Origin of the sequence: Streptomyces blastmyceticus, assembly GCF_039521185.1 — a bacterium.
GTDB classification, from domain to species: domain Bacteria; phylum Actinomycetota; class Actinomycetes; order Streptomycetales; family Streptomycetaceae; genus Streptomyces; species Streptomyces blastmyceticus.
Window position 1 is genome coordinate 414417 of sequence record NZ_BAAABW010000013.1, and the last position, 22348, is coordinate 436764.

The following is a 22348-nucleotide window of genomic DNA, read 5'->3' on the forward strand; positions in this document are numbered from 1 at the left end:
CCCCCAGACGTTATCGGTGCGGGAGCAGGCCCGAGTTGGGCCGAATTCGCTCAGACGTTCACGCCCAGGAGTTCGGCCAGGCGGAGCAGGGCGGGGGTGGCCTCGGAGCGGACCACGACGTCGCCCTCCCGGGCGCCCTCGATGAGGTAGGGCTTGTCGACGCCGTTCTCGGTGACGCCCTCCGTGTCGAGGTAGAAGACCTTCAGGCCGAGCTCGCGGGCGCGGGCCTGGCCCCCGCGCCGGTCGACGTGCAGACCGATCACGAGCACCAACTTGGCGCCGTCGGGGAACGGCATGTGCGGAATGCGCTGGTCGTAGCGGCGCATGAACGCCTCCGGCAGCCCAACGCGGGCGACGAGGCGGTCGAAGTTGTGCGTGGCCACCGGACCGGTCATGTGTCCGGCGTCGTACAGAGCCTTCGGGGCCCGGTGCGCGCTGGTCGGCTCGGCGAGGAACAGGGAGCGGAATATCGCCACCATGTCGTCGACCTTCCGCAATGTGTCCGTCAGCATCTCCTTGATCAGGATGTTGGAGGCCGGGGCGAGAGTGAACGTAGCCCTGGGTGAGATCGTTGCCCGCGTGGCCTGGAGCTCGTGACGTGTGGTGACTGCGGTGAACCGATCACCGATCGTCATCCGAATTGGCCGGGTGTCTGGACCACTCTCGTCGACATTGGGCCCCAGTGCGACAAGCGCTCTCGGCCCTACCCCGAGGAGGACGAGGACAACGCGTGCGGCTTCCCCCACCGTCCCTCGAACGCGGTGGCCTGACCGACGACCGCGGCAGGTGACCGGCTTCACCTTGCCGGCGGCCGCGTCGCCGGTCACCTCATCGGTCGCTCAGCGGCGGGCTGTGAGGAAGTCGCGTCCGCGTTCGTCGAGCTCGGCTGCACAGCGCAGGCCTCGGGCCCGGAATCGGGTGAGGTCTCGCCGCATGCTCTTGACGGCCTTGCGTGTGCGGACGGATGCGACGCCGTCCATGTGGTCCATGGCCCGGCCCCAGGTGACACACGCTTGCTCGATGCCCCCTTGGGCGACTTCGAGCTCGGCCTGGGCGACGAGGTCGAGGGCGATGATCCGTGCGTAGGTGCCCGGTGGGCGGCTGGCGGCGGCTCGGGCGTAGTGGTGGGCTGCATTACGCGGGTCGCCGAGGGTGGCGAAGACCTTGGCGGTGCGGGAGCGGACGGTGGCCTCGACCGGCCCCCAGGCCAGGGCCCAGAACGGCGTTGGGTCGCCCTTGGCTGCGTCCAGTCGGGCGCGGGCCCGCTCGACGGCGCGGACCGCCTGCTGGCGCTGGCCGGTCTTGGCGAGCGCGTGGGCGTAGGTGATGTGGAAGAGCGCTTCGGTCGCGGGATCGACGTGTCTCTTGACGCGGTCGAGTCCGGTCTCGGCGAGGGCCAGGCAGTGTTCGGCGCGGTGGATCTTCATGCCTTGCTGGGACATGGTCCGCATGACGAAGCCGTCGTGGCCGGGGACGCCCGACTCGGCGGCGAGTGCGTAGGACTGGAGGTAGTAGCGCTGGGTGAGGCCCTGTTCTCCGGCGTCGTAGCTCTTCCACCCGGCCAGGTGCACGCCAGAGGCTGCGGCAGAGAGCATCTGGCGGCGGGCGTCTTCGGTGCGGAAGCGGCCTCGGCACAGGGTGGCGACGTCGGACATGAGGTACTGGACGAGGGCTGAGCGGCCGTGCTGGCCGCCGTGGAGTTCGTCCATGTCTGTGAAGACGCGGACCATGTCGCGGACGGCGGCGACTTCAGCGTCTCCGGCGATGGCGCCGCTGCGGGCGGCGGCGGCTCGGTCGGCGATGTCGCGGACGTAGTCGAGGGGCAGGGCGGCGGCTGCTACGGAGTAGGCGGAGGCGGCGAGGAAGCGTCGTCGGTTCACGTCTGCCTTCCCGATCAGGGTCAGGGTCTCGACCGGGTCGGGACCAAGGGACAGTCCGATGCTGTCATCCTCCCCAGCGGCCAGGGAAAGGCCCAGGTGGTCCGCAGTCACCAGGCGTCCGAGCAGCCGTGAAAGGGCTTCGGCCAGGTACCGGGGCGTGTTCCCGGCGGGCTGCGCTCCGCAGATCCAGTGCTCGACGGTGGAACGGTTGGTTCGTAAGACTTCGCCGGATTCGGCCGCGACGACTCGGACGGCGTTGGCGACAGTTTCGTACGGCAGCCGCTTTTCTTTGATCAGGCCGTGTCCGGGAAGATGAGCGGTGTCCGGTTCGGGCACTTCGAGTCCCGAACCGGCATCAGGTCAGGGAGCTTCTCGACGGGGACCTGGAGATACTGACCCGCCCTGGCTGCTGCAAGTGCTCGCCCGCGCTCCGACAGCACCTCAAGTGCCCCATCAGGTGATTGATTGGGTCATGACGTGGTACTCGCAGGGGGAGCCGCCCCTGCAAGGGCGGCTCATGACGGGTTCAGTCGGGGTTCTGCTGGCTGGCGCCGCTGGGCTGAGTGGTGCTTCTGTGGCTTTCGTTGCTTCGATGACCGGTTCTGGTGCGGTGGGCGTGAGGGCTGGCGGAGGCCAGGCCGCTGCCACGCGCGGTCCGGGATCGGGCCATCGCTGTGCATGCGGCAGGGTCCGGTCGACTGTCATCGGCCGGACCCTGCCTGGGGATTCACCGGACGGGTGTGCCTATGCGGTCGGCACCCGTGCGGGAGGCTTCCCCTTTCCTGTACCGCCCGCCCCCTCGTGACCGGGCGGTGCAGGATGGATGCGACGCCACGAACGGACGGACCGCCGGGCGTGTTTGGCTCTGTACGTGATCCTGACTTGCGTTGGATCGATCACGAGGACGCGCACTGGCCGGTCGAAGCAGCAACAGTCGAACGTCCTGCCCGGAGCGTCCACGGGCGGCGAGGTGAACGCCCTGCCCGCCGGTGGCATCGACCACCACATGATGAGGGCGAAGAGGAACCCCGCCGTGAGCATCAGCACGCCGGCGGCAACGATCACCGGCCACGGGTCACCCCCGTACACGAGCCCCACCTCGCAGCACGATCCGAACGCGGCGAACAATCCGGGCACGACGGGCGACGCGGCCCTCGCCCTCGACGGCCGGGTGCACCACCAGACCGACATGTTCGGCGAGTTCGTACGCCAGCTCGCGGGCCACCCGCTCGGGGATCTCCACGAGGGTCTTGTGATTGAAGTGCAGCCAGTAGTCGGCATTCCGGCTCTTCCGACCGATGCGGCAGATCGTGAACTGCTGCGCCCTGATCACGCGCTCACCGCATGGTCGGTGCGTAGCTCGAACCACACGCGCTTGCCGATGAGTCGGACCCCGTCTTGGTCCCATGCCCATTGGGCGCCCCAGTGGGCGGCGATGCGGGAGACCAGCAGCAGCCCCCGCCCGCTCTCGTCGTCCGTGCTGACGGCCCGGGCAAGGGGCAGGCGGCCGGAGGTGCTGGAGTCCCGGACCGCGATCACTGCGCGGTCGGATTGCACCGTCACCTCGACGTCGAGGTGCGGCACCCTCGCGTGACTCACGACGTTGGTCACGGTTTCCGAGACGCACAGGCGGGCGTCCTCAGCTAAGGATCCGGCCCCATTGGCGATCAGGGCGGCGGCGACCGCGTCGCGCACCACTCGTACCGTGATCGGTACGGCTGGCGCCGTGATGCGGTAGGTCTGGGCGGGTCGTTCCTCGGGCTGCTGCTCGGTAGTGGTGCGGGGACTGCTGGGCGTCGCTGTACTCATCACGTTTCTCCCAACGAGGTCATGGGACCTGCGCGGAACCGCCGTCCGTGGCTTGGCCGCCTCCCGGGATGCCTCAACAGGCATGCAGGCAGCTGCACTTCGGGTCTTCCCGGCGTGCCGCTCGGTGCTGACAGGACCATAGGGCAAGTCGTAGAACCTTTGCTACCCACTGAGGCGAACCCGTTCACTGTCTCTGTCGCTCAACCTGCCGACGTGGCAGCATGGGGCCGACTATGGGAGGGATAGGAAATGCCACCGAGGGCCGCACCAACCGCAAGGCAGCAGCGCCTGGGCGCCGAGCTGCGGAAGATGCGGGAGCATGCCGGAATGAGCGCTCCGCTTGCTGCCGAGCAACTCAGGACCAATCGGACCGGAATCAGTAATATCGAAGCTGGCAGGTTCGGCGTTAGCGCTGAACGTGTGCGAGCGTTTGCCCGTATTTATGAAATCGCCGATGAGGCGTACATCGATGCGCTGGCGCGCATGGCAGAAGAGCGCGGAAAAGGGTGGTGGGAGGAATACCGGGGTGCGGTATCAGTGGGCGCCCTTGATGTAGCCGAACTTGAGTATCATGCCCTTAGGCTGCGCACTGTGCAGATTCTTCACATGCCGGGACTGCTCCAGACTGAAGATTACGCAAAGGCGGTTCTCTCGACAGCAACTCCGGCTCCCATCCCTGCCGACCTGCGGCGCAGGCTTTCGTACCGAATGCGACGCCGCGATATCCTCGACAAGGCGGATCCACCGGTCTGTACCTTCCTCATCCACGAGGCCGCGATGCGCGTGGAGTTCGGCGGAGCCAAGGTTGCCTGTCGGCAGCTGGAACACGTCATGGAAGCGTCAGAGCGCGAAAACATCACGGTCCGCGCCATTCCATTCTCTGCGGGCGGTTTCCCGAGTGCGGGACTGTCTACGGTGTACGCATCCGGCCCGGTCTCCCGGCTCGACACGGTTCATCTTGACGTAGCGCACGGCAGTGCTTTGCTGGATGCAGAAACACACTTGGCGAACTATAGATCCATCTTGGATCGCACGGAAGAACTCTCTCTCAGTCCCGGGAAAACGCGCGACCTTATGCGCGGTATCGCTCAAAAACTGTGAAGGCGAGCATGTCGGAAACTCAGTGGCAAAAGTCCTCATACTCCACCGACGGGAACGAGTGCATAGAACTTGCTCGATCGGCTGGGGTTGTCCTCATGCGTGAGAGTGACACGCCTGACCTCATCGTTACCACGACCCCCGTGAAGCTCAGGGCGTTTCTCCTTGGTGCAAAGAACGGTGAATTCGATCACCTGACCTAGCGTGTTCTACTCTTTCCAGTAGCCCTCCGTCGCCTCGGTGGAGGGCTACTGGCATATGCGGTCGCACCCAATTCGACGAAGGGTTCGTTTACTGTTGGTGGTCTGGCTGGGCGGTCGGCGTCGATCTCGGCCAGGCCGTCGGAGTGCCGGGCGATATCCACCAGCGTCTCGGCGGGCCGCAGCAGACAGTCGGGGGACCGCCGCGGCTTTCTCATCGCCTCCACCAGCACGCTGGCCGCAGCTCTCGCGCAGTGGATCACCGCCGAGCCCGCCCTCGCCATCGATAACCGGGGGCGCAGGGTCGGTGCCAGGGCCGTCGCCCTCTTCGATCTCCGTCTCGACGCCCTGCGCCACCTCGACGACACCGTCGGCGCCAGGCAGCTATACGACGCGGCCGTCCTGGAACTCCGGCTGATCACCGACCTGCTGAGGAACGCCTCCTACAGCGATGCCACCGGACGTCGGCTCTTCGCTGCTGCGGCCGAGGCATCACGACTGGCTGGCTGGTGCTCCTACGACGACGGCCGCTACGCCGCAGCCGAGCGGCACTTCGTCACCTCCCTGCGCGCATCCGGCTCCGCCCACGATCCGACACTGGGCGCGGTCACCCTCGCTTTCTGGGCCAACCTCCGCTACAACGCCGACGACCCGCGCGGCGCCCTACATCTCCTGGACGGCGCCCTCACCGACCGCCGCAAGATCTCCTCACCCCGGGTGGCCGCCAAGCTCCACGCCCGCACTGCACATGCCCACTCCAAAGCGGGAGAACCCACCGAGGCCTGGCGCCAGATCGATGCCGCCTTTGACGCCTACGACAAGGCTGATGTCCCTGAGGCAGACCTGCAATCGATGTACTGGATCAACCACGGTGTTATGCGGTCTGCCAACCTGTTCCAACCCGGAGGTGTCTCAACACGCCACTACTGCCTGGCCGCATGACAGAGCCCTCGGCCAGGCAGCAGCACGTGGGTTGTCAGGGGCGTGTGGCGATGATGGCTTCGGTGCGTACGACTTCGTCGAAGATGCCGGCGGGGCTGAAGTCAGTGAGAGCCTGTCGGAGGTCGCGTTCGAAGGCGTCCTTCTGGCCGCCGAGTTGAGCGGGGCTGGAGTAGCTGTAGGAGAACTGCAGGCCGATGACCTCATCCAGGGTGTGGGTGACAGTGCGATCCCAGCGAACGGTCTCGACGTTGGAGAACGGGGAGCGGGCCAGCACGTCCTGGTGGCGTTCCTTGGGGTGGGAGTAGGTGCCGGAGCCGGCCCGGCGCTCGGGCCCGAGGTAGTGGGTGCGGACGTTGGCGATGACCTGGAGCCAGGTGGCGGGCTCGATGTCGCCGGGGGCGCCGCCGGAGGCGAGGACAATGGCCCCGTTCGCTTCGATGAGCTGGTCGAGGTCGCGCAGGGTCTGGTCGCGATCCATCCAGTGGAAAGCGGCTCCCATCACGGTCAGCAACACCGGTTCCAGGCCCATGGTAGGCAGGGTGGCGGAGTCGCCCTGGCGCCAGTCGATGTTGGTGATCCCGCGGTCTGCCGCCAGCTTGCGGCCCTCTTCGAGCATGCCGGGCTCGGGGTCGATGGCGGTGACCTGGCCGACGAGTCTGGCGAGCGGGAGGGCGAGCACGCCGGTGCCGGTGCCCAGGTCCAGGACGCGCTGAGTGCCGTCCAGGGCGAAGCGCGCGGCCAGCATGTCGTAGAGGGCCGGGTTGTAGCCGGGCCGGAAGCGGGCGTAGTAGGGGGCGGTGGAGGTGAACAGTTCGTCAGGCGTGTAGGCGGTCATCTCGTCAGTCTTTCGCGTCCAGTTGGGCGGGTGCGGGGTCATCCCGAAGAACGAGCCGGGTCCGGTTTGAGGTGCTGCCACCAGGTGCGTAGGGGTGCGGCTCCGGCGCCTTCGTGCGCGATGGAGCCGTCTGGGTGGCGGTCCGGTCGGCCGAGCAGCTGCCGCTCGATGTCGGTCAGGTCTTCGCGGTCCAGCAGTTGGGGGGCGGGGTCGTCGACGGCGGCGAGCCAGCGGTAGCCGTACTGCATCATCACCGCGAGCCGGGGGTGGCCGGAGGTGTTCAGCCCGCCCGCGTGCCAGGTGCGGTTCTCGAACAGCAGCACGTCGCAGGGCCCCAGGTCGGGAGTGATCGCGCCGGGCGGGTCGATGGCCCCGGCCGGGACGGTGACGGGTCCGGCCTTGATGTGGCTGCCGGGGACCGCCATGGTGACGCCGGCGTCAAGGGTGAGGTCGCTGAGGAAGTAGGCGGCCTTGATTGCCATGCGCGGGACAACGTCGGTGCCGAGGTCGTGGGCGGCGGTACTCATGTCGCGGTGCCAGCCGTGCCGCTCGGGGACGCGGATGGTGCGCGTTCCTCCGGGCGGGATGGACGGCATGTAGATCAGGTTGCTGGACATCAGGTGCAGGTTCGCGCTCAGCAGCGCAACGAGGGTGGGCAGCACCTTCGGGTTGGTGACCAGCGGCAGGAAGGAGTCGTCCATGGCGATGATGCCGCGGAAGCCGTCCTTGCCGTCGACGCTGTGGTCTCTCCCGACAGTACGGTCACCGGCCAGCAGCCGCGTCGCCGCGGCGGCGGCCTGCTCGCGCCACCCGGGCGTGATCACATTGCGCAGGACGACGAAGCCTTCGCGTTCGAAGGCGTCCAGGACCTTCGGGTCGGGCGGTGATGCCGTATCGAGGGTCGTCATCCGCTGCGCTCCTTGATCATGAGGGCGGCCTGGGCTGAGAGGGCGGCGGCTGAGAGGCCGCAGTGCTCCAGCAGGCCCTCGGGGGTGGTGGGGCGGCTGGGCTCCCGGTAGCCGACGACGTGGAACCGGCTGGTCTCGCCGCGGGCGGCCAGCAGCGCGCGGACGGTGCCGGGGTGGGTGGGGGCGGCCATCAGGACGGGGGTATCGGTGCCGAACAGGCGGGTGAAAGTCCTCTCAGGAAGAGCGTAGGGCCAGTGCGGGGTCGGACCGAGGACCGCGAGGTCGTTGACGTGCAGATAGCGGATCTTGATCTCGGGATGCGACCGGCGCAGCAGCGTGACTGCGGCCGAAAGCTCGCGGGCCGGGATGTCCCCGGCCGAGGCGAGGATGAGGTGCGGTTGGCCGCGGTGGCTCAGGTGGGGCCAGACGGCGGCGCCGTCGGTGAGCTCGTCGCGGAACGGGTCCGGCGGGAACGAGGGACCGGGGTGCTTGTCGGTGATCAGGAAGTTGACGCGGTCGTGGCTGGCCAGCATCACGGCGAGGACGGCGGCGGCCCGCGTTGTGTCCGCTGGGGTGTAGACGTGCACGAAGCCGTCCTCGGTCTCCAGCATCGACGAGACCAGGCCGGGGTTCTGGTGGGTGTAGGTGTTGCGCCAGCCCAGCGAGGTGATCAGGTAGTTGACCGAGGGCAGCCCGCCCTGCCCGGTGAGGTGGCGCAGGCGCCGATGTTTGAGGTGCTGGACGAGCAGGCTGGTGTTGACCGGGGCGAACGCTTCGTAGGTGGCGAGCAGTGCGTCGCGGCCGGTCTCGGTGTAGCCCTGCAGCCAGCCGTGGCAGATCTCCTCGTTGAGGATCTCGACCGCCCAGGGCGGCAGCGAGCCGTCCGCCGACAGCTCCAGCCGGTTGGAGGCGATCTCGTCGGGGCTGAAGAGGCGGAAAGCCCCGTTCGCCGCCCGTTCGCGGATGACCGAGGACACATCCGGCCAGGACTGCGGTCCGCGGGTGGCCAGTGGGGCCGAGGGACGGGCCGTCTCCGGCGCGCGTGGGGGGCCGGGCAGGGCCTGGCGGACCAGGTCGGTGGGCCGGCCTTGGGTGGTGAACAGTTCGGCGGGCCGGTAGGAGGCGAGCCAGGTGGCCAGTGCCGCGAACTCCGCGTCGTTGTTCCGCGGGTCCTTCAGCGGTGTCTTGTGGACGGCGGGCGTTCCGGCGATCCACCGGTCGGCGGCCCGTTTGGGGCCGGTGTGGCCCTTGGCCATGGTCAGCACGATCACCGGCTGTCTGCCGGACTCGCCGAGTGGCCGAAGCCGGTGGAGGGCGTCGGCCAGCAGCCGACGGAAGCCCGGCAAGTCGGCGCCCTCGTGGATCAGCGGCTGGTAGCCGAGGCCGGTGAAGTAGCTGTGTACCTCTTCCTGGCTCATGCCGGCCAGCAGGGAGGGCCCGCCCATCTTCAGCCCGTTGGCCAGGACCACGGGCAGCACCGCCCCGTGGCCCCCGCTGCCGGCAAGGGCCCGGCGGGCGAGCCAGGCCGCTGATGTCGCCCCGGTTTCCAGTTCGCCGTCCCCGATCAGCGGGACCACGAGCCGGTGCGGGGCGTCGAGCACCATGCCTTGGGCGATGGCGAGGGCGGGGCCGAGTTGTCCGCCGGTGTGCCGGACGCCGGGGATCAGCGGGGTGATCTCCCCGCCGAACCGTTCGGTGTGCGGAAAGCCGGTGATCAGGGCCCGCAGCTCGGGCATCGACCAGCCCGGCCCGTTCCCGGTCAGGTGGAGGGTGCCGTTGAGGTAGGCGTGGGCGAGTGCGGACGGGCTTGCGTGCCCGGCGCCGTGCAGCACCAGCAGCTCGGACCCGGCGGGCCGCCAGGCGGTCAGCGGCCCGAGGTGGGCGAGCATGAAGTTGACCGGCGGGCAGACCCCCCAGTGCCCGCGCGGGCTCTCCTTGACGTCCGTCGTCCGGAGCGCGCGGGCGAGGCGGGGATTGTCGGTCAGGTAGAGCTGGGCGGCGGACAGGTGGTTCAAGGCCCGCCAGCAGGCGTCGACGGCTTGGTCGGGCACGGCCTTGGCGGCCTGGTGGGCCGCGTGGCTCCAGTCGGGGAAGCCGGACGGCCCGGGCATCTCCGGGGGGTTGGTGCGCGGGATGCCGGTGATGGCCATGGATCAGCTCCGGGTGCGGGTGGCGACCGCGTCGATGACGGCGGTGATGCGGGCGGTGCGGATGTCGTCGGAGGCGGATTCGGTGATCAGGTGGAGCATTTGGGCCTGCTCGTGGGCGGGTAGGACCGACCAGTCCAGTCGGGCCCGTTCCAGGGCGGCGGCGAGGTCATCGGGGACGCCGCGGGCGGACTTTTCGCGGATGGGGCGGAGGATGAGCGGGATGCCTGGCCCTTCCATCGCGGCGGTGTCGTGGGGGATGGCGGCCTGGCCGTGCAGGGAGACGGCGACGGCGGTGCGGGCCGTGCCGTCGGGGAAGGTCACCCGCAGCCGCTTGCCGCGCAGGCCGACCGGTCCGGTGCAGGGCAGCAGCAGCATGCGGGCCCTGGTGCCGGTGGGTCGGGCGAGAACGTGCAGGGTCTCGGCGCCGGTCGGCAGCGGCATCAGTGCGCGTCTGTCCCTGGCCGGGACCGCCTTTCCGGGTGGCGGGGGCTGGGTGACGGCGATGATGCCGCCATCACCGCCGGCGGTGCGGCGGGCGGCCTTGTGGGTGAACAGGCAGCGGTCGACCGCTGCCAGCAGCCGGTCGGTGAAGGCATGCTTCCAGCCGCCGGGGCCGCGCTCGGCCGGGAGGTGCTCGGCGGCAGCGAAGGTCAGGGCGAAGGAGACACGGACCGGTAGCTCGTCGGTGAGCCGGTCGCGCAGCTCGGCGACGGCCCGGTGGAAGGTGGGCGCGTCGTCGAGGGCGGCGGCGATGATCACTTCGTCGCCACCGAAGGTGGCCGCGCATCCGGCCTCCCAGGGCTGGGTGTGGAACCACGAGCGGGTGACAGCTCCGAGGCGGGCCATCACTTTGTTCCCGGCCAGGTGTCCGTAGCAGTCCGGTTCGGTGGCATTGGCCTTCTCGACGTGGGCCTTGAGCCCGTCGACGTCCCCGATTGCCAATCCCACCAGGCTCCCGTCGGTCAGCGCGGCGGCGAGAGCGCGGGGGATGTGGCTGTGGAAGTCGGGGAAGGCGATCAGGCCGGTCACCGCGTCTTCGCGGCTGCCAGCGCACCACTCGCGCAGCGGCAGCTGTGCGGGGTCGAACAGCGGAACCGAGCTGGCCAGCGGGTCGTGGGCGGGTGCCTTCGGGCAGTGCTTGCCGGGCATGTCCATCAGCAGGTCTCCGAGGTCACAGGCGGGGCCGTTGCGGGCCCGGCGGGCAGCAGCAGGGGGAGGGTGGTGAGCGTGTGGAGGCGGACCGTGCGGGCCGGATTCAGCAGCGGTCCGTCGGAAAATCGGCGGTCCAGCCAGGCGGTGTGCCAGCCCGCCGCGGCGGCACCGGCGGCATCCGCCCGCAGCGAGTCCCCGACGTGCAGCAGCTGATCCGGGCCGAGGCCGCAGGCGTGCTCGACGGCGGTGAAAGCGGCTCGTTCCGGTTTGACCGCGCCCGTCTCGGCCGAGTAGATCACCCGATCGAGTAAGGTCCGGAAGGCCGTGGGAGGCTCGGCAGGGATGGAGGAGCCAAGACTGTTCGTCAGTGCGAACAGCACGAAGCCCCGCTCCCGCAGCACGGCCAGAGCCGGTTCGACGTCCGGAAACAGCTCCGGTTCTGCTGCCCGCTGCCGGGCCCGCTCCAGTACGTGGGTGAGCGAACCGACTAGGGCGGGTCGGCCGAAAACAGCGGCCAGGTCGCGGGCGAGATCCTCGGGGGTGATCCGGCGGCGTTTCGCCCCTTGTTCCATTACGGCGCGGGCCTCGTCGAGCGAGATGGCCAGCACCTGGGCAACCTGACCGGTAGTCGGCTCGGCTTCCGGACGTACCAGGGTGCCGCCCAGGTCGAAGCAGATTCCACGCACTCCCCTCCACAGGGTGCGGCGTAACCGGGTCTGGGCGATCACGGACCCGTCACCTCCCACGCCGCCGCCGTCTCCAGCAGCGCGGGGACCTCGGCGAGTCCCGGGTTGGTGCGGACCGGCAGCTGTCCGCCCTCGATCTGGACGGGGGCGGAGAAGACCTGCTGCCGCAGCGGCTCCAGCGTCAGGTGCCACTCGATGGCCGGGATCTTGTCCCGGCAGCAGGCCCCGGCCAGAGCCAGGGCGGCGGGCAGCCTGTCACCGTGCGGGAACGTCGCCATGCCCAGGTCCGCGGCAAGCTCGGTGGTGTGCAGCGACCGGGCCAGCCCGCCCGACCAGCCCGGATCGACCTGCCAGACATCCACCCCCTCGCCGGTCAGTAGCCGGATCTGCTCGGCCTCGTCGACCGCATGCTCGCCCGCCGCCAGTGGAACCCCCGCACCGGCCGCCCGCAGACGGTGCCAGCCGAAGGAGCCGGGCGGCAGCAGTTCCTCGGCGAACACGACCCCCAAGTCGACGAGGACGGGCAGCAGCCGCATCGCCTCGTCCAGGCGGCAGCGGCCCAGACCGTCGACCATGAACCGGCCCCCACCCGCCGCCTCCCGTAACGGGTCGAACGCTTTCGCGACAGCCTTCGGGCCGGCGAGGATGAGCGGCTTGGTCAGCGGCCACTTCTGCCCCCAGAACCCCGCCTCGGTGATCCAAGCCGCGACCTCCGGGGCCGCCGCGTGGGCCGGGTCAAGGCCGAGTGCGGAGGCGTAGGCGGGAACGGCGGGGCGGATGATGCCGCCCAGGAGCGCGGTCACGCTCACGGCGCTGGCGCGGGAAGCCAGGTCCCAGCAGGCCAGTTCAACCGCGGAGGCGGCCTGCCGGGCGTGCGGGCCGCGGCGGTGCCGGCCGGTCTTCTTGCGGTAGGCCAGGCGGCGCGGGGCTGCGGCACCGTGCCCGATCAGCCCGGCGGCCAGGTCGTCGGCGATGATCTGCGCGACCGTCTGGCCGACCGGGGCCTGCCAGCCGGAGACGCCGTCGCCGACCAGCTCGATGGCGAACCGGGTGCGGTGCTCGGCCCAGGCCGGGCCCGCCGGCCCACTCGCCGCGGCGGCGACCGGCTCGGGCAGGCCGGGCGGGAGACCGGCAGGCTGCGGGAGCAACTGCCAGGCGCGGACCGCGCGGATCACGGAGGGCGCCGCGACGGCCGTCTGCGCGGAGGCGGGAACGGCGAGGGTCATCAGATCTTCGCCCCCGTCAGTTCCTCGCTGGCGAAGGTGAAGCACCACGGGCTGCGGTAGTTCTGCCACCACTGCGGACGCAAGCCCGTGGGGGCAAAGAGTTCTTCCATGCGGCGCCGCATGGCCAGGTGCCACTCGATCGTCTCCGACCTGGGGGTGCGGTAGATGTCCATGAACGGGTTGTGGGCCTGGTAGGTCTGAAACCGCGGGAAGGTAGTAGTGACCGGCACGAAGTCCTTGAGGTGCTCGACGGCGTCCTCGATCGGGTCCAGGCCGACGATGTAGGTGAAGTCGGTGGTGATGCCCCGCCGTTTGGCCCGGCCGAGGGCAGTGACCATCTCGGCGGGGGTGAGCTTGGCCTTGGACTCCTTGAGGATCTGGCGGCGTTCGGTGAAGCACTCTGCGGTCAGCGTGAGGTGGAACGGGCCCAGGCCGTCGGCGGCGTCCATGCCCTCTTCGCTGGTCAGCACCGACGACAGGAAGTGCAGGGTTCCGGTGCAGCCGTTCGCGCCCATCGCCGCGCGGACTTCGGCGAGGTGGTCCAGTGCGAGGTGCTCGTAGAGGAAGCAGCCGGTGCAGACCGTCACCGTCTCCACCGAGGCGAGGTCGCTCATGCCGGAGTTCGACGCGAGAGCCCCGAGGTAGCCGGACAGGTCGAGGGCCTTGATCTTCGGGTCGGAGGCGTCTTCGAGGGTGTTGGGGCAGAACACGCAGCCGGCGCATTGGCTGCGGGCGTTGGAGTTGAGGGTGAGCATCCGGGTGCCGCCTCGCCAGTAGCCCAGCACGGCGTCGTCGTCCTCGATGCCGTCGATCTCGCCGACCTTCTCCCCGTTCAGCCGCAGCTCGTGTTCGTCCAGCTCGAAGGGCGAGTCCTGGCGGCCGAGCGAGAGGATCAGGAACAGCGGGGTGTCGGGGCGGGAGTCCAGCCGCAGCTGGAACCGCATGCGGGGCTTGGCCAGCGGGGAGCGGGCGCCGGAGGCGTTCAGCGCGATCAGCAGCACATCCTCGGCGTTGATGTTCCACTCGCGGGCCACCTGGTCGAGGTGGCGGACCGATTCGAGCATCAGCTGTGCCCTTTCTCGTAGAGGGAGTTGCGGGCCGCCGCGTCGGCCGGTGCCGGGAGCGGGCGGCGTGTAGTGGATCAGGCGGGGATGGGGGCCAGCGGCAGGCGGATGACGATCTGCTTGCCGCCGGTGGCGGTGTCCGGGACGACCTCGACGTGGCCGTGGACCTCCCCGACCAACGCGTCGACCAGGAACAGGCCGCGCCCGCCGAGGTCGTGGGCGGCTGGCAGCGGCTTGGGCTTGAGCGGGTGGGCATCCGCGACGGCCAGCACCAACCCGGTCTGTTCTTCGACGGCGAGGGTGACCGTGGCGGTGGGTGAGAGTACGGCCGCGTGCCGCACCACATTTGTCACCAGCTCGCTGATGATCAAGCAGGCGGTGTCCACGACCTGCTCGGACATGCCCCAGTCGGCAAGGACCTTGGCGGTCTCGCGGCGGGCCACTGGGACGTGTTCGGCTGTGGAGATCACCTGGAAGTCGTGGTGCATCGCAGTGCTGGACATAGTGCGGCTCACCCTCTCTCCGGGGGGAAGCCGCCCGGACCGTGACCGAAGGTAAGGGCCGCAGCACACAGGGGTGTTCACGACGGTGAACCCACTATTCCCGCGGGTCGGGGCCGTCCGCGCAGCCGGGACTCCCCCGGGCGGGCGTTCGTGTACGGGGTCACATGTCCAGCCGTGTACGGAGTCTGCGCAGAGGTGCGTACGGGGCGAACGTACCCAGTCGCGTACGAGCGGTGCGCGTAAGACGCGTACGGACTTATGTGCTCAGCCGGGACGAGGAATCGCCGGTCAGAGCGGCAGGCCGATGCGGTGGGCCAGGCCCCGCAGATCCCGGGCGGCGTGGGCGGGCAGTTGCCGGTCGGTGAGGAACTCGACGGTGTTCCTCACCGGTGCGTTGGCGTGGATGCGCTGGGGTGCGATCTGCTCGGCGGTCAGCAAGGCCGCAACCGCCTCGGCCTCCCGGCCCCGCAGGCAGGCCAAGGACCGGCCCAGGTCGGCATGGAAGGCGGCCTGCCGCCCCGGAGCCTCCAGGGCCTCTGGATGCACCCCGTCCCCAGCGGTGACGGCCTCGCCGTGCAGACCGAGGTCGGTGTTGAGGCTGACCTGGTGGATGCCGACGTTGGTGGGGCCGAAGTTCAGGTGCCAGGCCCGCGTCTCGCCGGTGCGGCCGGCCAGGTTGGCGGCCTCGGCCAGATGGCCGCGGACTTCCTCGGCACGGGTGATCCCGGCCCGCTGCCTGTCCTGGGTCAGTGAGGTCGCGGAGATCAGATGGAGTTCCCCCAGCAGCGCGGGGGCGCCAGGGCTCGCAAGGTGCGCTTGAAGGGTGTTGGCGGCAGCGGTGGCCTGGGCCAGGGCCTGGGCGGGACTGCCGGCCGACATCAGCACGTGGGTGTGGAAGAAGCCGGACAGCGCGGAGTAGACCGGGTCGTCCAGTTCCGCGATGGCCTCGGACGCGCGGGTGACGGCGATGAACGCCAGGTCGGTGTAACCGAGGTTCTTCAACAGCAGCGTGCAGGCCGGGTGGTAGGCGTCGGCCAGCAGCTTCAGCAGCTCATGCCGGGCGAGACCGTCGGCGGCCTCGGCGGCGGCATGCAGGTCGGCCAGCAGCGCGGGCAGACCAGCAGCCAGGGTGCCGTATTCGGCCGCGTGATAGAGCCGGTTGGCCTTCTCTACCCGCTCGGCCAGTACCGACGCCGGAACCTCGGGAGGACGGCCGTCCGGTGACGCAGCCATGGCGAAGCCCATCAGCGCCAACCGCAAGGCAGGGATCGCCTCGTGGGCTGCCGTGGCGTGCGGGTCGACCGGGGCGAAAGGCTGCCCGGTCAGTTCGGACGGGGCGATGTGCAGAGCCTCGGCGAGCGCAGTGATGTGGCTGGAGCGGTCCAGCAGCCGCTGGCCGTTCTCCACCATCGACAAGTGACCGACCGACACCCCGGCCAGGCCCGCAAGGTTGCGCAGGCTCATCCCGCGCTGACGGCGGACCGACCGCAGACGCTCGCCGATCCTCCGGGCCTGCTCTTCGTCCATGCACCCCGCCTCAACTCCCGTGCCTCAGCTGTAGCGTAGGGCGATCCTCCCGCCTCCAGGGGTCTTTCCCACCAAGGCGGGCGCCGTCACCGCAACCCGGCCCGCTCGGCCAGATCCCGGACCGCCGCGGCCTGGACGGTGTCGACGGTGCGGCTGGCGAGCGCGGCGATCAGGTCCCGCGCGATGGGGTCCAGCCGCAGCCGCAGCGGCGCCACCTGATCGGCCTCGACAAGACACGCGGCGGCCTGATCGGCGTGGTCCTGGCGGGCCTCGGCCGCTGCGGCGACCGTCAGCAGGTGAGACCGCTGGGCGCCGTCGAGTGCGGCCTGATCCGCCGCGCGTGCATGGTCGGCGGCTTCCTCGGCGTCGCCGTGCTCGGCGGCGACAGCGGCGCGGCCCGCGCCCACCATGGCCAACTCCCACGCGCTGGTGGCCAGCTCGGCGGCCGTGGCAAGGAGCTGTTCGGCGTGCCGACGGCGTCCGGTCATGGACTGGGCGACGGCGGACAGCACCGGCAGCTCCCACCCGGCTCCCGCGTGCTCGGCTCGTTCAGCGCGGGCCAGCGCGTATTCCGGCAAGCCGAGGTCGATCAGCAGTCGCACCTCCTCGACCAGCACCGCCAGCGGTTCGCTGGTGCCGGGGCGGGCCCGATGCAGCAGCATCCAGGCCAGGTCCTTGTAGCCCAGGCGCCGCAGTAGCCCGGCGCCCAGCACATGCACCTGGACCCGCAGCCGCACCGACTCCTCCCGCCCAGAAGCCGGAGCGGTGGCAACCGCGTGGTCCGCCCTCTCGATAAGCTCCGGCAGCGCGAGCGCAAGACCGTGCTCGTCGCCCGCCGCATCGGCCTGTGCGGCGGCCCGGGTCCGCTCGGCCAGCTCCTCCAGCAGCAGGCCTCCAGCCGTGTCCGGGTGCGGACGAGCGATGCGGCGCCGCAGGTGGAAGGCGACCGCCCGCACCGCCGCGTGCTCCTCCCCACGGGGCGGGTAGGGCTGCCCGGTCAGGTCCGCAACATCCAGCCGCAAGGCGGCAGTAAGGGCCGCCAGCGGCCCGCGCCGGTCGACCCACTCCCGGCCCGCCTCCAGCCCGGCGACGTATTCGGCCTCCAAACCGGTGCGCAGGGCAAGGTCGTCCAGGGCCAGCCCGCGGCGACGGCGCCAGGCGGCCAGGCGGACCCCAATCGGGCCGCCTGCGGCCGTCTCGTCCAGCTCGTGCATCACCAGATTGCTCGCATACTCACTCGCCCGGACCGTGTGCTCCGCCAGGGCAATGGCTCGCTGAGCTCGCTCAGGAAGATCCCCGTGGTGAGCGCATTGCCCCTCGCGCGACACATTAGTCACACCGGTGAAGACCGTGCGAACCAGCAGGTGAGACGTCCGGTCAGGGTGAGGGCCGGCTGACCCGGGTCGGGCCTTCCACCCCACGCTCGTGCTGGGCCTGCTCCGGACCGAACGCTACGCCGAAGCGGTCTTCGAGATGAACAAGCAGCTGGACGAGCAGACCAGTGAGTTCGTGGAGCAGGGCGTCGCCCTGCGGATGAGGCGAAAGGAGCTGATCACCCGAGACGAGGGCCCCGCCACGCTCTGGGTCGCCCTGGAGGAGGCGGCCCTTCGCTACCTCATGGGCGAACTCGACGTGATGCTGGAGCAGTACGACGAGATCATCAAACTGTCAGAAAGCGATCACGTCACGGTCCAGATCAGGCGAACGAAACCGTTCGGCTATCGGTTTCCGAGCGACTTCACCATCCTCGATCTGCCGGACGGTCTGCCCACGGCCGTCCAGCTGGACAACCCGTGGGGCTCTGTCTCCATGTCGGACAAGCCGCGTGAGGTCGGCCGGTTCTCCCGGAAGTTCTCGGTACTCCAGGCGTCGGCTCTGATGCCCGAGGACACCCTGGGGTTTCTGCAACAATTATCGCGAGAGATCAGGAATGAATAGCGTTCATGCCACTCCGTCCACTTTGGTCGTACCTGAAGGTGCCTGGTTCAAGTCCTCCTACAGCGGCCCGGGCAACGCCTGTGTCGAGCTCGCCGACGTGATAGGTCGGGTCGGCGTCCGCGATTCCAAGTGGAAGACGGGCCCCGCCCTCGTGCTGGCATCCGCAGCCTGGGCTGCGTTCCTCGCCGACGTGCAGCGTGGCGGTCGGCTCGGCAACGGCTTCACCGATTGATCACCTGAACCGTCGCGGTGTCCTCCCCAATCGAAGTGGGGAGGACACTGCTTTGTCCGGACCGGGCAAGTTTAGGGCGGCGTACCGAAAAGTTCACGGTGCCTTCGTCAGCGCTGGGACACGTCCGAGCAATCAAGGATCAGGCGCTGAACATCACGGCCTGGATGGTTTCAGGCAGACATTCGTGGTGGCCGTGGCGGCGGGCGAGGTACCATCAGTTCTTGAGGTGGGCGATCTCGTGCTCGCCGCAAAGTGCGCATGATTGGTCTGGCTGTGCATCTCTTCCTGCAAGTGTTCACGAGTGCCCTTGGGCGACTCAGCTCAGAGACAGGCTCTTGGTAGATCGCTTCCCAGCGGCACGTTGATCGTTTCTCGGATCACCTCATCTGCTGGGTGAAGGGAGGCTGTCAGATCCGGGTGTTGGTCGGCCGGCTGGGCTCCGCGGCCGGAGCTCATCATGTGCTGACCTGCTTAACGGACACGCGTGCCAGATCTGCTTCAAGACACCCTCGTCTGCGACATGGAGGCCGCCGCCTACTTCGGCGTTGCACGACGTATTGGCTAGATCGTCCCATCGGGGCATTTGGTTCCAGCTCCGATTGTCCGCGCATCAGGCGCACCAGGTTCCTCGGATTGCTGCACTGGTGAAGCCGGGGCCAAACGTGAGCAGGAGTCCCTCATCGCCATCTTTGGGCGGATCGGTGTGTGTGCGGGCGAGAACGTCGAATACTGCGACTCCGCCCAAGTTGCCGTTTTCTGCCAGGCTTGCCCACGAGTGGTGCGCGGCTTTGTCATCGAGCCCGATCCCTTTAGTGACGCCGGCGATGATGCCGGGCCCTCCGGGATGGATGATGGGGAAGTCGGGCCTCCATGTGCCCATCCAGTTGAGCAGATGGGGTAGTACGTCGTCGGCCCCGGTGAGCGCAGCCCGAGTGCTGTCGAAGTGCAGGCCTGCAGCATCGAGGCGCCCGGAGTAGTGGGCGGTGCTGCCCGGGAGCAAGTATTCCCAGGTGTCGTCGATTCGCATGCCTGCACCGAGGGGTGTATCGCTGACGACACATGCTCCCGCGCTGTCGCCGAACAGCCCTTTGTAGATCATCGACTCGATGCTGTCGTCGGTGTGGTTGTAGACACTGCTGATGACCTCCGCTGCGACGACCAGCACTTTGGAACGAGGCCGGGCGGCAACGAAGTCGCTCGCGCGAATGAGGGACTGGACGCCGCCGGCACAGGCCATTGTCGTCATCGACAGGCGGCGAACGTCCGGGCGCAGCCCGATCCTCTCCAGGAGCTGGACGTCGAGGTTCGGTACCCCCCAAGAAGTGGTGTGGGAGGTGATGACGGCGTCGATGTCGGCAGGCGCCAGGCCATTGGCGTTCAGAACCTGTTGTGCTGCCTGTTCCGCCATGGACAACGCGTCTGAGAAGGCAGCTGTTGTGCGCTCATCCAGTGGGGCAGTGCCTGAGATAAGAGGTGAAGCAAGGGGGCGAGTGAACCAGCGGTTCTGTACCCCGGTGTTGCGTACGACGCGAAGTGCCGCTCCTAAGCGCGTGTGTGCGGGGTGGTTGGCCTGTATGTCGTCACATATCTCATCAGTGGATACCCGGTAGTTGGGGAGATAGACGATCGGGGAGGTGACATAGGGAGAAGGCATCGTGCTCCTTTGTTCAGTGTAAGGAGATACCTGTTCAACTCGCGTTACGTGTGCACCTGATCGCTTGCGGGTGAGAGAGGGCTGGGGCGCGTGAGCGGTGGACGGAGGCGGGGCCGGGTCTGTTCAGTCCTGAAGAGGAGGATGATCAGGCGAGCCCTGGGAGACGAAAGCGGTTCGGAGGCGGCCACGCTTACCCATCCACGCCCCAATTCGGGGTGATGCAGCGGACGCTCGTCGCCGTCCGGATGGAGGAACTGGTCCGGCGTGGCTTCGAAGAGTGGACCTACGACGGGGTCTGCCAGGATATCGCGCTCGATCTTAAGCAGCACTTCGTCATTGGGTAGCGCTGCAAGCGCCGATCGCAGTTGAGGTATGACGAGTGGGACCCAACTCGTTTCCCAGTCAATGAGGATGTGGCGGGCCTCAGGGGCCAGCAGCATCCACCGCATGGTGTTGGGCGGCGCCTCACGGCGAGGGAACATCCGGACCCAGGACTCGTTGTGGGCTAGCACGTCCCAGCTTTGGTTGTTCACATAGGCCATGTGGCCAATGCCGTCGATCGCCTCTTGCCATACGGCCGCTATCTCCTTTCCGGAGTGCGGATGAAGCGGGTACGGGGGGTCGGTAGTTACTGCGTAGCGCCACAAGATCTTCCACTCCTCCTCGGTGAAGTGGAAGAGGCGGGCGACTCCTTCGAGTAGGTCGTCAGGAGGGCTTGGGTAGCGCCCCGACTCCAGTCGCCCGTACGTCCCGAATGCGCGATGAAGGAGTTGGTCGACCTGCGCCTGAGAGAGCCCTTGTGGTAGGCGTCCTTGCCCTGTGGCGCCTGGCAGCAGCCCGTGCGCGGCCGGATCGATGTGCATCCGTCGGTCGCGTAGTAGCGCCCTCAACGCTTCCTTTTTCAGAGCCTTCTCCTTTGACGGGCGGCCTATACCAGAGGGGTGTTCATCAGGGAAGCCTCGCAACGCGAACAGTTCTTCAGCGGAAGAACTTTCAGCGGCAAGGTCACCCTTTCGTGGTGCATGATCACCCCTGGTGATCGTACCGGGGCGGGGCGTCGAGACCCAGGCACGAGTGCGCGTGTCGAACTTGTGGTCGTCGAATGGAGGTTGTGTTCGAGGTGTGAGGGCGACTCGTGAGCTTTGAGTCCCCTCTGCTGCACAGCCCGAGGAGGTGCGGCCGGCGTCCGGCGACTCCAGGAGAGGTCCCGGCGTACTTGAGAACTGATGGATCGAAGGGGGGACGCGGGTGGGAATCTCAGAGCGAGGCGTTCATGACGACCGGGGGCTACCGGGGCGAGGCCGGACTGGACTTGGCGTCCTTGGGCTTTCGCAGTGTTTCGAGATGGCTGAACAGAGTCCTGCGTTCCGTGCTGGCGCTTGGGAGGTCGCTGCCTGATGCCGTCTATCGGGAGAATAACCAGACTGATTCTCAACCTCCCTGCACCCCGTGAGGAGCGAACTGCCCGCACTTCGGATGCCGAATCGTCCGGGACTTCGCCCGTGCCGAAAGGTGCTCAAGCGTGGGTGACCGCTGGTAAGCGTCTCCAACAGGAGCCGGATCCAAAGGGATTGCGGTTAACCCGGACCGGCCGTGCGCGGTTGCCGGATGTGCGCCGGGTCCCGTGGGCGGTTGAGGACGAGAGCGGCGGCGCGAGGTTCGCGGCCCGTTTCGGCAGGGCTGCTTTATGGCTGGTGGTGGGGCTGGCCGTGGTCACTGGCGTTCGGACGTGGTTCTGGCCCCAGGAGAGCCCACCGCCCCCGCCTGCGAAGGAGAAGACTGCCCCGGCCTACCCCGTGCAGGAGGCCCAGGCCGTTGCCGCCCGGTACGCGCGCACGTTCCTCACGTGGGACGAGGGCGCGCCGGAGGCGAGAGCGAAGGAGCTGGCGCGGGACCTTCCCTCGGGAACGGATGCGGCCGTGGGCTGGAACGCGAAAGGTCATCAGGACGTTCTGGTCGCTCAGCCTGGGGCCGTGACACCCCAGCAGGACCGGAAGCGGGCCCGTGTGCACGTGGATGTCCTGGTGAGCACGCCGGTCGCGGAGCCGAAGGACAAGAAGGACAAGCCTTCGGTGCCCGAGCAGCGGTGGGTCGGGCTGGAGGTGCCGGTGGTCTCCACTGAGGGGCGCATCGTCGTGACTGGGCAGCCCGGCATCGTTGGAGTCCCCAGGAGCGCGCCGCCGGTGCCGGAGCAGGCCGCCCCGGGTATCGATCTGCCGTTCAGTGAGTCGACCAGGGGTGTCGTGGAGGGGTTCGTCGCCGCGTATGCGAACGGCACTGCCGACTCGGTCACCGCGCCCGGCGCGTCCATCGCGCCTCTGTCCTCCGGTCTGTCGCTCGGGAGCCTGCAGAACTGGTCTGCCGACAACGGCAGCGGTGACACCCGCACAGGGACAGCCGTCGTCGCGTGGAAGCTCTCCGGTGCGGAGATCACGCAGACCTACCGCATTGAGCTGACCCGCGTGTCCTCGGCTTCCGCCGCGCGCTGGCAGGTCGCGCAGATCCAGGGCGGCGCGGCATGAGCCGTGGCCGCCTGTATTTACC

At 68.7% G+C, this 22348-nt stretch carries 21 protein-coding genes and 1 pseudogene; 6 read left to right on the forward strand and 16 right to left on the reverse strand.

Translation table 11 applies throughout. The features are described from left to right. Positions 1 to 50 precede the first annotated feature (50 nt). The 4 genes from ABD269_RS12025 to ABD269_RS12040 all read right to left on the reverse strand — a co-directional run bounded on the left by ABD269_RS12025 (position 51) and on the right by ABD269_RS12040 (position 3689). Positions 51 to 635 carry a hypothetical protein gene (locus ABD269_RS12025; protein ID WP_344117789.1) on the reverse strand — a complete coding sequence of 195 codons (585 nt, stop codon included), beginning with the start codon at positions 633 to 635 and terminating at the stop codon, positions 51 to 53. 204 nt (positions 636 to 839) lie between these two features. After that, positions 840 to 2216 (reverse strand): NsdA family TPR-like regulatory protein, encoded by a 1377-nt coding sequence (locus ABD269_RS12030; RefSeq protein WP_486387802.1) that lies wholly within the window; start codon positions 2214 to 2216, stop codon positions 840 to 842. 739 nt (positions 2217 to 2955) lie between these two features. Beyond that, positions 2956 to 3213: a hypothetical protein gene (locus tag ABD269_RS12035; RefSeq protein WP_344117791.1), complete on the reverse strand. Its 258-nt coding sequence runs from the start codon at positions 3211 to 3213 to the stop codon at positions 2956 to 2958. After that, positions 3210 to 3689 carry an ATP-binding protein gene (locus tag ABD269_RS12040; RefSeq protein WP_344117792.1) on the reverse strand — a complete coding sequence of 160 codons (480 nt, stop codon included), beginning with the start codon at positions 3687 to 3689 and terminating at the stop codon, positions 3210 to 3212. Before ABD269_RS12040 ends, ABD269_RS12035 begins: the two co-directional genes overlap by 4 nt. Before the next feature lie 249 nt (positions 3690 to 3938). On the opposite strand from ABD269_RS12040, the gene ABD269_RS12045 reads away from it, so the two are divergent. The 3 genes from ABD269_RS12045 to ABD269_RS35510 all read left to right on the forward strand — a co-directional run bounded on the left by ABD269_RS12045 (position 3939) and on the right by ABD269_RS35510 (position 5929). Further along, a complete protein-coding gene (locus tag ABD269_RS12045; protein ID WP_344117793.1) occupies positions 3939 to 4790 on the forward strand; it encodes a Scr1 family TA system antitoxin-like transcriptional regulator in 852 nt (283 codons plus the stop codon). Positions 4791 to 4798: 8 nt separating this feature from the next. After that, on the forward strand, positions 4799 to 4990 hold the full coding sequence (locus tag ABD269_RS12050; protein WP_344117794.1) for a DUF397 domain-containing protein: 192 nt from the start codon (positions 4799 to 4801) through the stop codon (positions 4988 to 4990). Positions 4991 to 5143: 153 nt separating this feature from the next. Next, complete coding sequence (locus tag ABD269_RS35510; protein ID WP_486387804.1) at positions 5144 to 5929, forward strand: NsdA family TPR-like regulatory protein; 786 nt, start codon at positions 5144 to 5146, stop codon at positions 5927 to 5929. Between the two features lie 34 nt (positions 5930 to 5963). Here the strand turns inward: ABD269_RS35510 and ABD269_RS12060 are convergent, their stop codons facing one another. The 10 genes from ABD269_RS12060 to ABD269_RS12105 all read right to left on the reverse strand — a co-directional run bounded on the left by ABD269_RS12060 (position 5964) and on the right by ABD269_RS12105 (position 17194). Next, positions 5964 to 6764: a class I SAM-dependent methyltransferase gene (locus ABD269_RS12060; RefSeq protein ID WP_344117796.1), complete on the reverse strand. Its 801-nt coding sequence runs from the start codon at positions 6762 to 6764 to the stop codon at positions 5964 to 5966. Between the two features lie 38 nt (positions 6765 to 6802). Next, positions 6803 to 7672, reverse strand: coding sequence for a phytanoyl-CoA dioxygenase family protein (locus ABD269_RS12065; RefSeq protein WP_344117797.1), 870 nt, complete (start codon positions 7670 to 7672; stop codon positions 6803 to 6805). Beyond that, positions 7669 to 9822, reverse strand: coding sequence for a phosphoketolase family protein (locus ABD269_RS12070; RefSeq protein WP_344117798.1), 2154 nt, complete (start codon positions 9820 to 9822; stop codon positions 7669 to 7671). The genes ABD269_RS12065 and ABD269_RS12070 overlap by 4 nt, the downstream gene beginning before the upstream one ends. Before the next feature lie 3 nt (positions 9823 to 9825). Then, positions 9826 to 10977: a nucleotidyl cyclase domain-containing protein gene (locus ABD269_RS12075; RefSeq protein WP_344117799.1), complete on the reverse strand. Its 1152-nt coding sequence runs from the start codon at positions 10975 to 10977 to the stop codon at positions 9826 to 9828. Beyond that, positions 10977 to 11702 (reverse strand): HAD family hydrolase, encoded by a 726-nt coding sequence (locus ABD269_RS12080; RefSeq protein WP_344117800.1) that lies wholly within the window; start codon positions 11700 to 11702, stop codon positions 10977 to 10979. The genes ABD269_RS12075 and ABD269_RS12080 overlap by 1 nt, the downstream gene beginning before the upstream one ends. Continuing rightward, a complete protein-coding gene (locus tag ABD269_RS12085) occupies positions 11699 to 12886 on the reverse strand; it encodes an enolase C-terminal domain-like protein (protein WP_344117801.1) in 1188 nt (395 codons plus the stop codon). Before ABD269_RS12085 ends, ABD269_RS12080 begins: the two co-directional genes overlap by 4 nt. Continuing rightward, positions 12886 to 13950, reverse strand: coding sequence for a radical SAM protein (locus ABD269_RS12090; protein WP_344117802.1), 1065 nt, complete (start codon positions 13948 to 13950; stop codon positions 12886 to 12888). Before ABD269_RS12090 ends, ABD269_RS12085 begins: the two co-directional genes overlap by 1 nt. Before the next feature lie 77 nt (positions 13951 to 14027). Further along, positions 14028 to 14453, reverse strand: a complete 426-nt coding sequence (locus ABD269_RS12095; protein ID WP_344117803.1) for an ATP-binding protein — start codon at positions 14451 to 14453, stop codon at positions 14028 to 14030. Positions 14454 to 14741: 288 nt separating this feature from the next. Beyond that, entirely contained in the window at positions 14742 to 15980 is a 1239-nt protein-coding gene (locus ABD269_RS12100; protein WP_344117804.1) for a helix-turn-helix domain-containing protein, read from the reverse strand. Positions 15981 to 16066: 86 nt separating this feature from the next. After that, on the reverse strand, positions 16067 to 17194 hold the full coding sequence (locus ABD269_RS12105) for a DNA-binding protein (RefSeq protein WP_344117805.1): 1128 nt from the start codon (positions 17192 to 17194) through the stop codon (positions 16067 to 16069). 202 nt (positions 17195 to 17396) lie between these two features. Here ABD269_RS12105 and ABD269_RS12110 point away from each other — a divergent pair. Then, positions 17397 to 17918: pseudogene (locus ABD269_RS12110) on the forward strand (DUF5753 domain-containing protein); the annotation flags it as partial. Between the two features lie 22 nt (positions 17919 to 17940). After that, entirely contained in the window at positions 17941 to 18150 is a 210-nt protein-coding gene (locus ABD269_RS12115; RefSeq protein ID WP_344117806.1) for a DUF397 domain-containing protein, read from the forward strand. Between the two features lie 610 nt (positions 18151 to 18760). On the opposite strand, the gene ABD269_RS12120 is transcribed toward ABD269_RS12115, so the two are convergent. After that, a complete protein-coding gene (locus ABD269_RS12120; RefSeq protein WP_344117807.1) occupies positions 18761 to 19804 on the reverse strand; it encodes a PhlD in 1044 nt (347 codons plus the stop codon). Positions 19805 to 19848: 44 nt separating this feature from the next. Then, complete coding sequence (locus ABD269_RS12125) at positions 19849 to 20667, reverse strand: MmyB family transcriptional regulator (protein WP_486387803.1); 819 nt, start codon at positions 20665 to 20667, stop codon at positions 19849 to 19851. A gap of 663 nt (positions 20668 to 21330) precedes the next feature. On the opposite strand from ABD269_RS12125, the gene ABD269_RS12130 reads away from it, so the two are divergent. Beyond that, positions 21331 to 22326 carry a conjugal transfer protein gene (locus ABD269_RS12130; protein ID WP_344117809.1) on the forward strand — a complete coding sequence of 332 codons (996 nt, stop codon included), beginning with the start codon at positions 21331 to 21333 and terminating at the stop codon, positions 22324 to 22326. The last annotated feature ends 22 nt before the right edge of the window (positions 22327 to 22348 follow it).

Bases quoted from the DNA above. Each gene is read 5' to 3' on its own strand.
- ABD269_RS12125 (WP_486387803.1), bottom strand. From the start codon at position 20,667: ATGCACATCGATCCGGCCGCGCACGGGCTGCTGCCAGGCGCCACAGGG.
- ABD269_RS12040 (WP_344117792.1), bottom strand. From the start codon at position 3,689: ATGAGTACAGCGACGCCCAGCAGTCCCCGCACCACTACCGAGCAGCAG.
- ABD269_RS12090 (WP_344117802.1), bottom strand. From the start codon at position 13,950: ATGCTCGAATCGGTCCGCCACCTCGACCAGGTGGCCCGCGAGTGGAAC.
- ABD269_RS12065 (WP_344117797.1), bottom strand. From the start codon at position 7,672: ATGACGACCCTCGATACGGCATCACCGCCCGACCCGAAGGTCCTGGAC.
- ABD269_RS12100 (WP_344117804.1), bottom strand. From the start codon at position 15,980: ATGGACGAAGAGCAGGCCCGGAGGATCGGCGAGCGTCTGCGGTCGGTC.
- ABD269_RS12060 (WP_344117796.1), bottom strand. From the start codon at position 6,764: ATGACCGCCTACACGCCTGACGAACTGTTCACCTCCACCGCCCCCTAC.
- ABD269_RS12070 (WP_344117798.1), bottom strand. From the start codon at position 9,822: ATGGCCATCACCGGCATCCCGCGCACCAACCCCCCGGAGATGCCCGGG.
- ABD269_RS12120 (WP_344117807.1), bottom strand. From the start codon at position 19,804: ATGCCTTCTCCCTATGTCACCTCCCCGATCGTCTATCTCCCCAACTAC.
- ABD269_RS12095 (WP_344117803.1), bottom strand. From the start codon at position 14,453: ATGTCCAGCACTGCGATGCACCACGACTTCCAGGTGATCTCCACAGCC.
- ABD269_RS12075 (WP_344117799.1), bottom strand. From the start codon at position 10,977: ATGGACATGCCCGGCAAGCACTGCCCGAAGGCACCCGCCCACGACCCG.
- ABD269_RS12085 (WP_344117801.1), bottom strand. From the start codon at position 12,886: ATGACCCTCGCCGTTCCCGCCTCCGCGCAGACGGCCGTCGCGGCGCCC.
- ABD269_RS12105 (WP_344117805.1), bottom strand. From the start codon at position 17,194: ATGCACGAGCTGGACGAGACGGCCGCAGGCGGCCCGATTGGGGTCCGC.
- ABD269_RS12045 (WP_344117793.1), top strand. From the start codon at position 3,939: ATGCCACCGAGGGCCGCACCAACCGCAAGGCAGCAGCGCCTGGGCGCC.
- ABD269_RS12050 (WP_344117794.1), top strand. From the start codon at position 4,799: ATGTCGGAAACTCAGTGGCAAAAGTCCTCATACTCCACCGACGGGAAC.
- ABD269_RS12025 (WP_344117789.1), bottom strand. From the start codon at position 635: ATGACGATCGGTGATCGGTTCACCGCAGTCACCACACGTCACGAGCTC.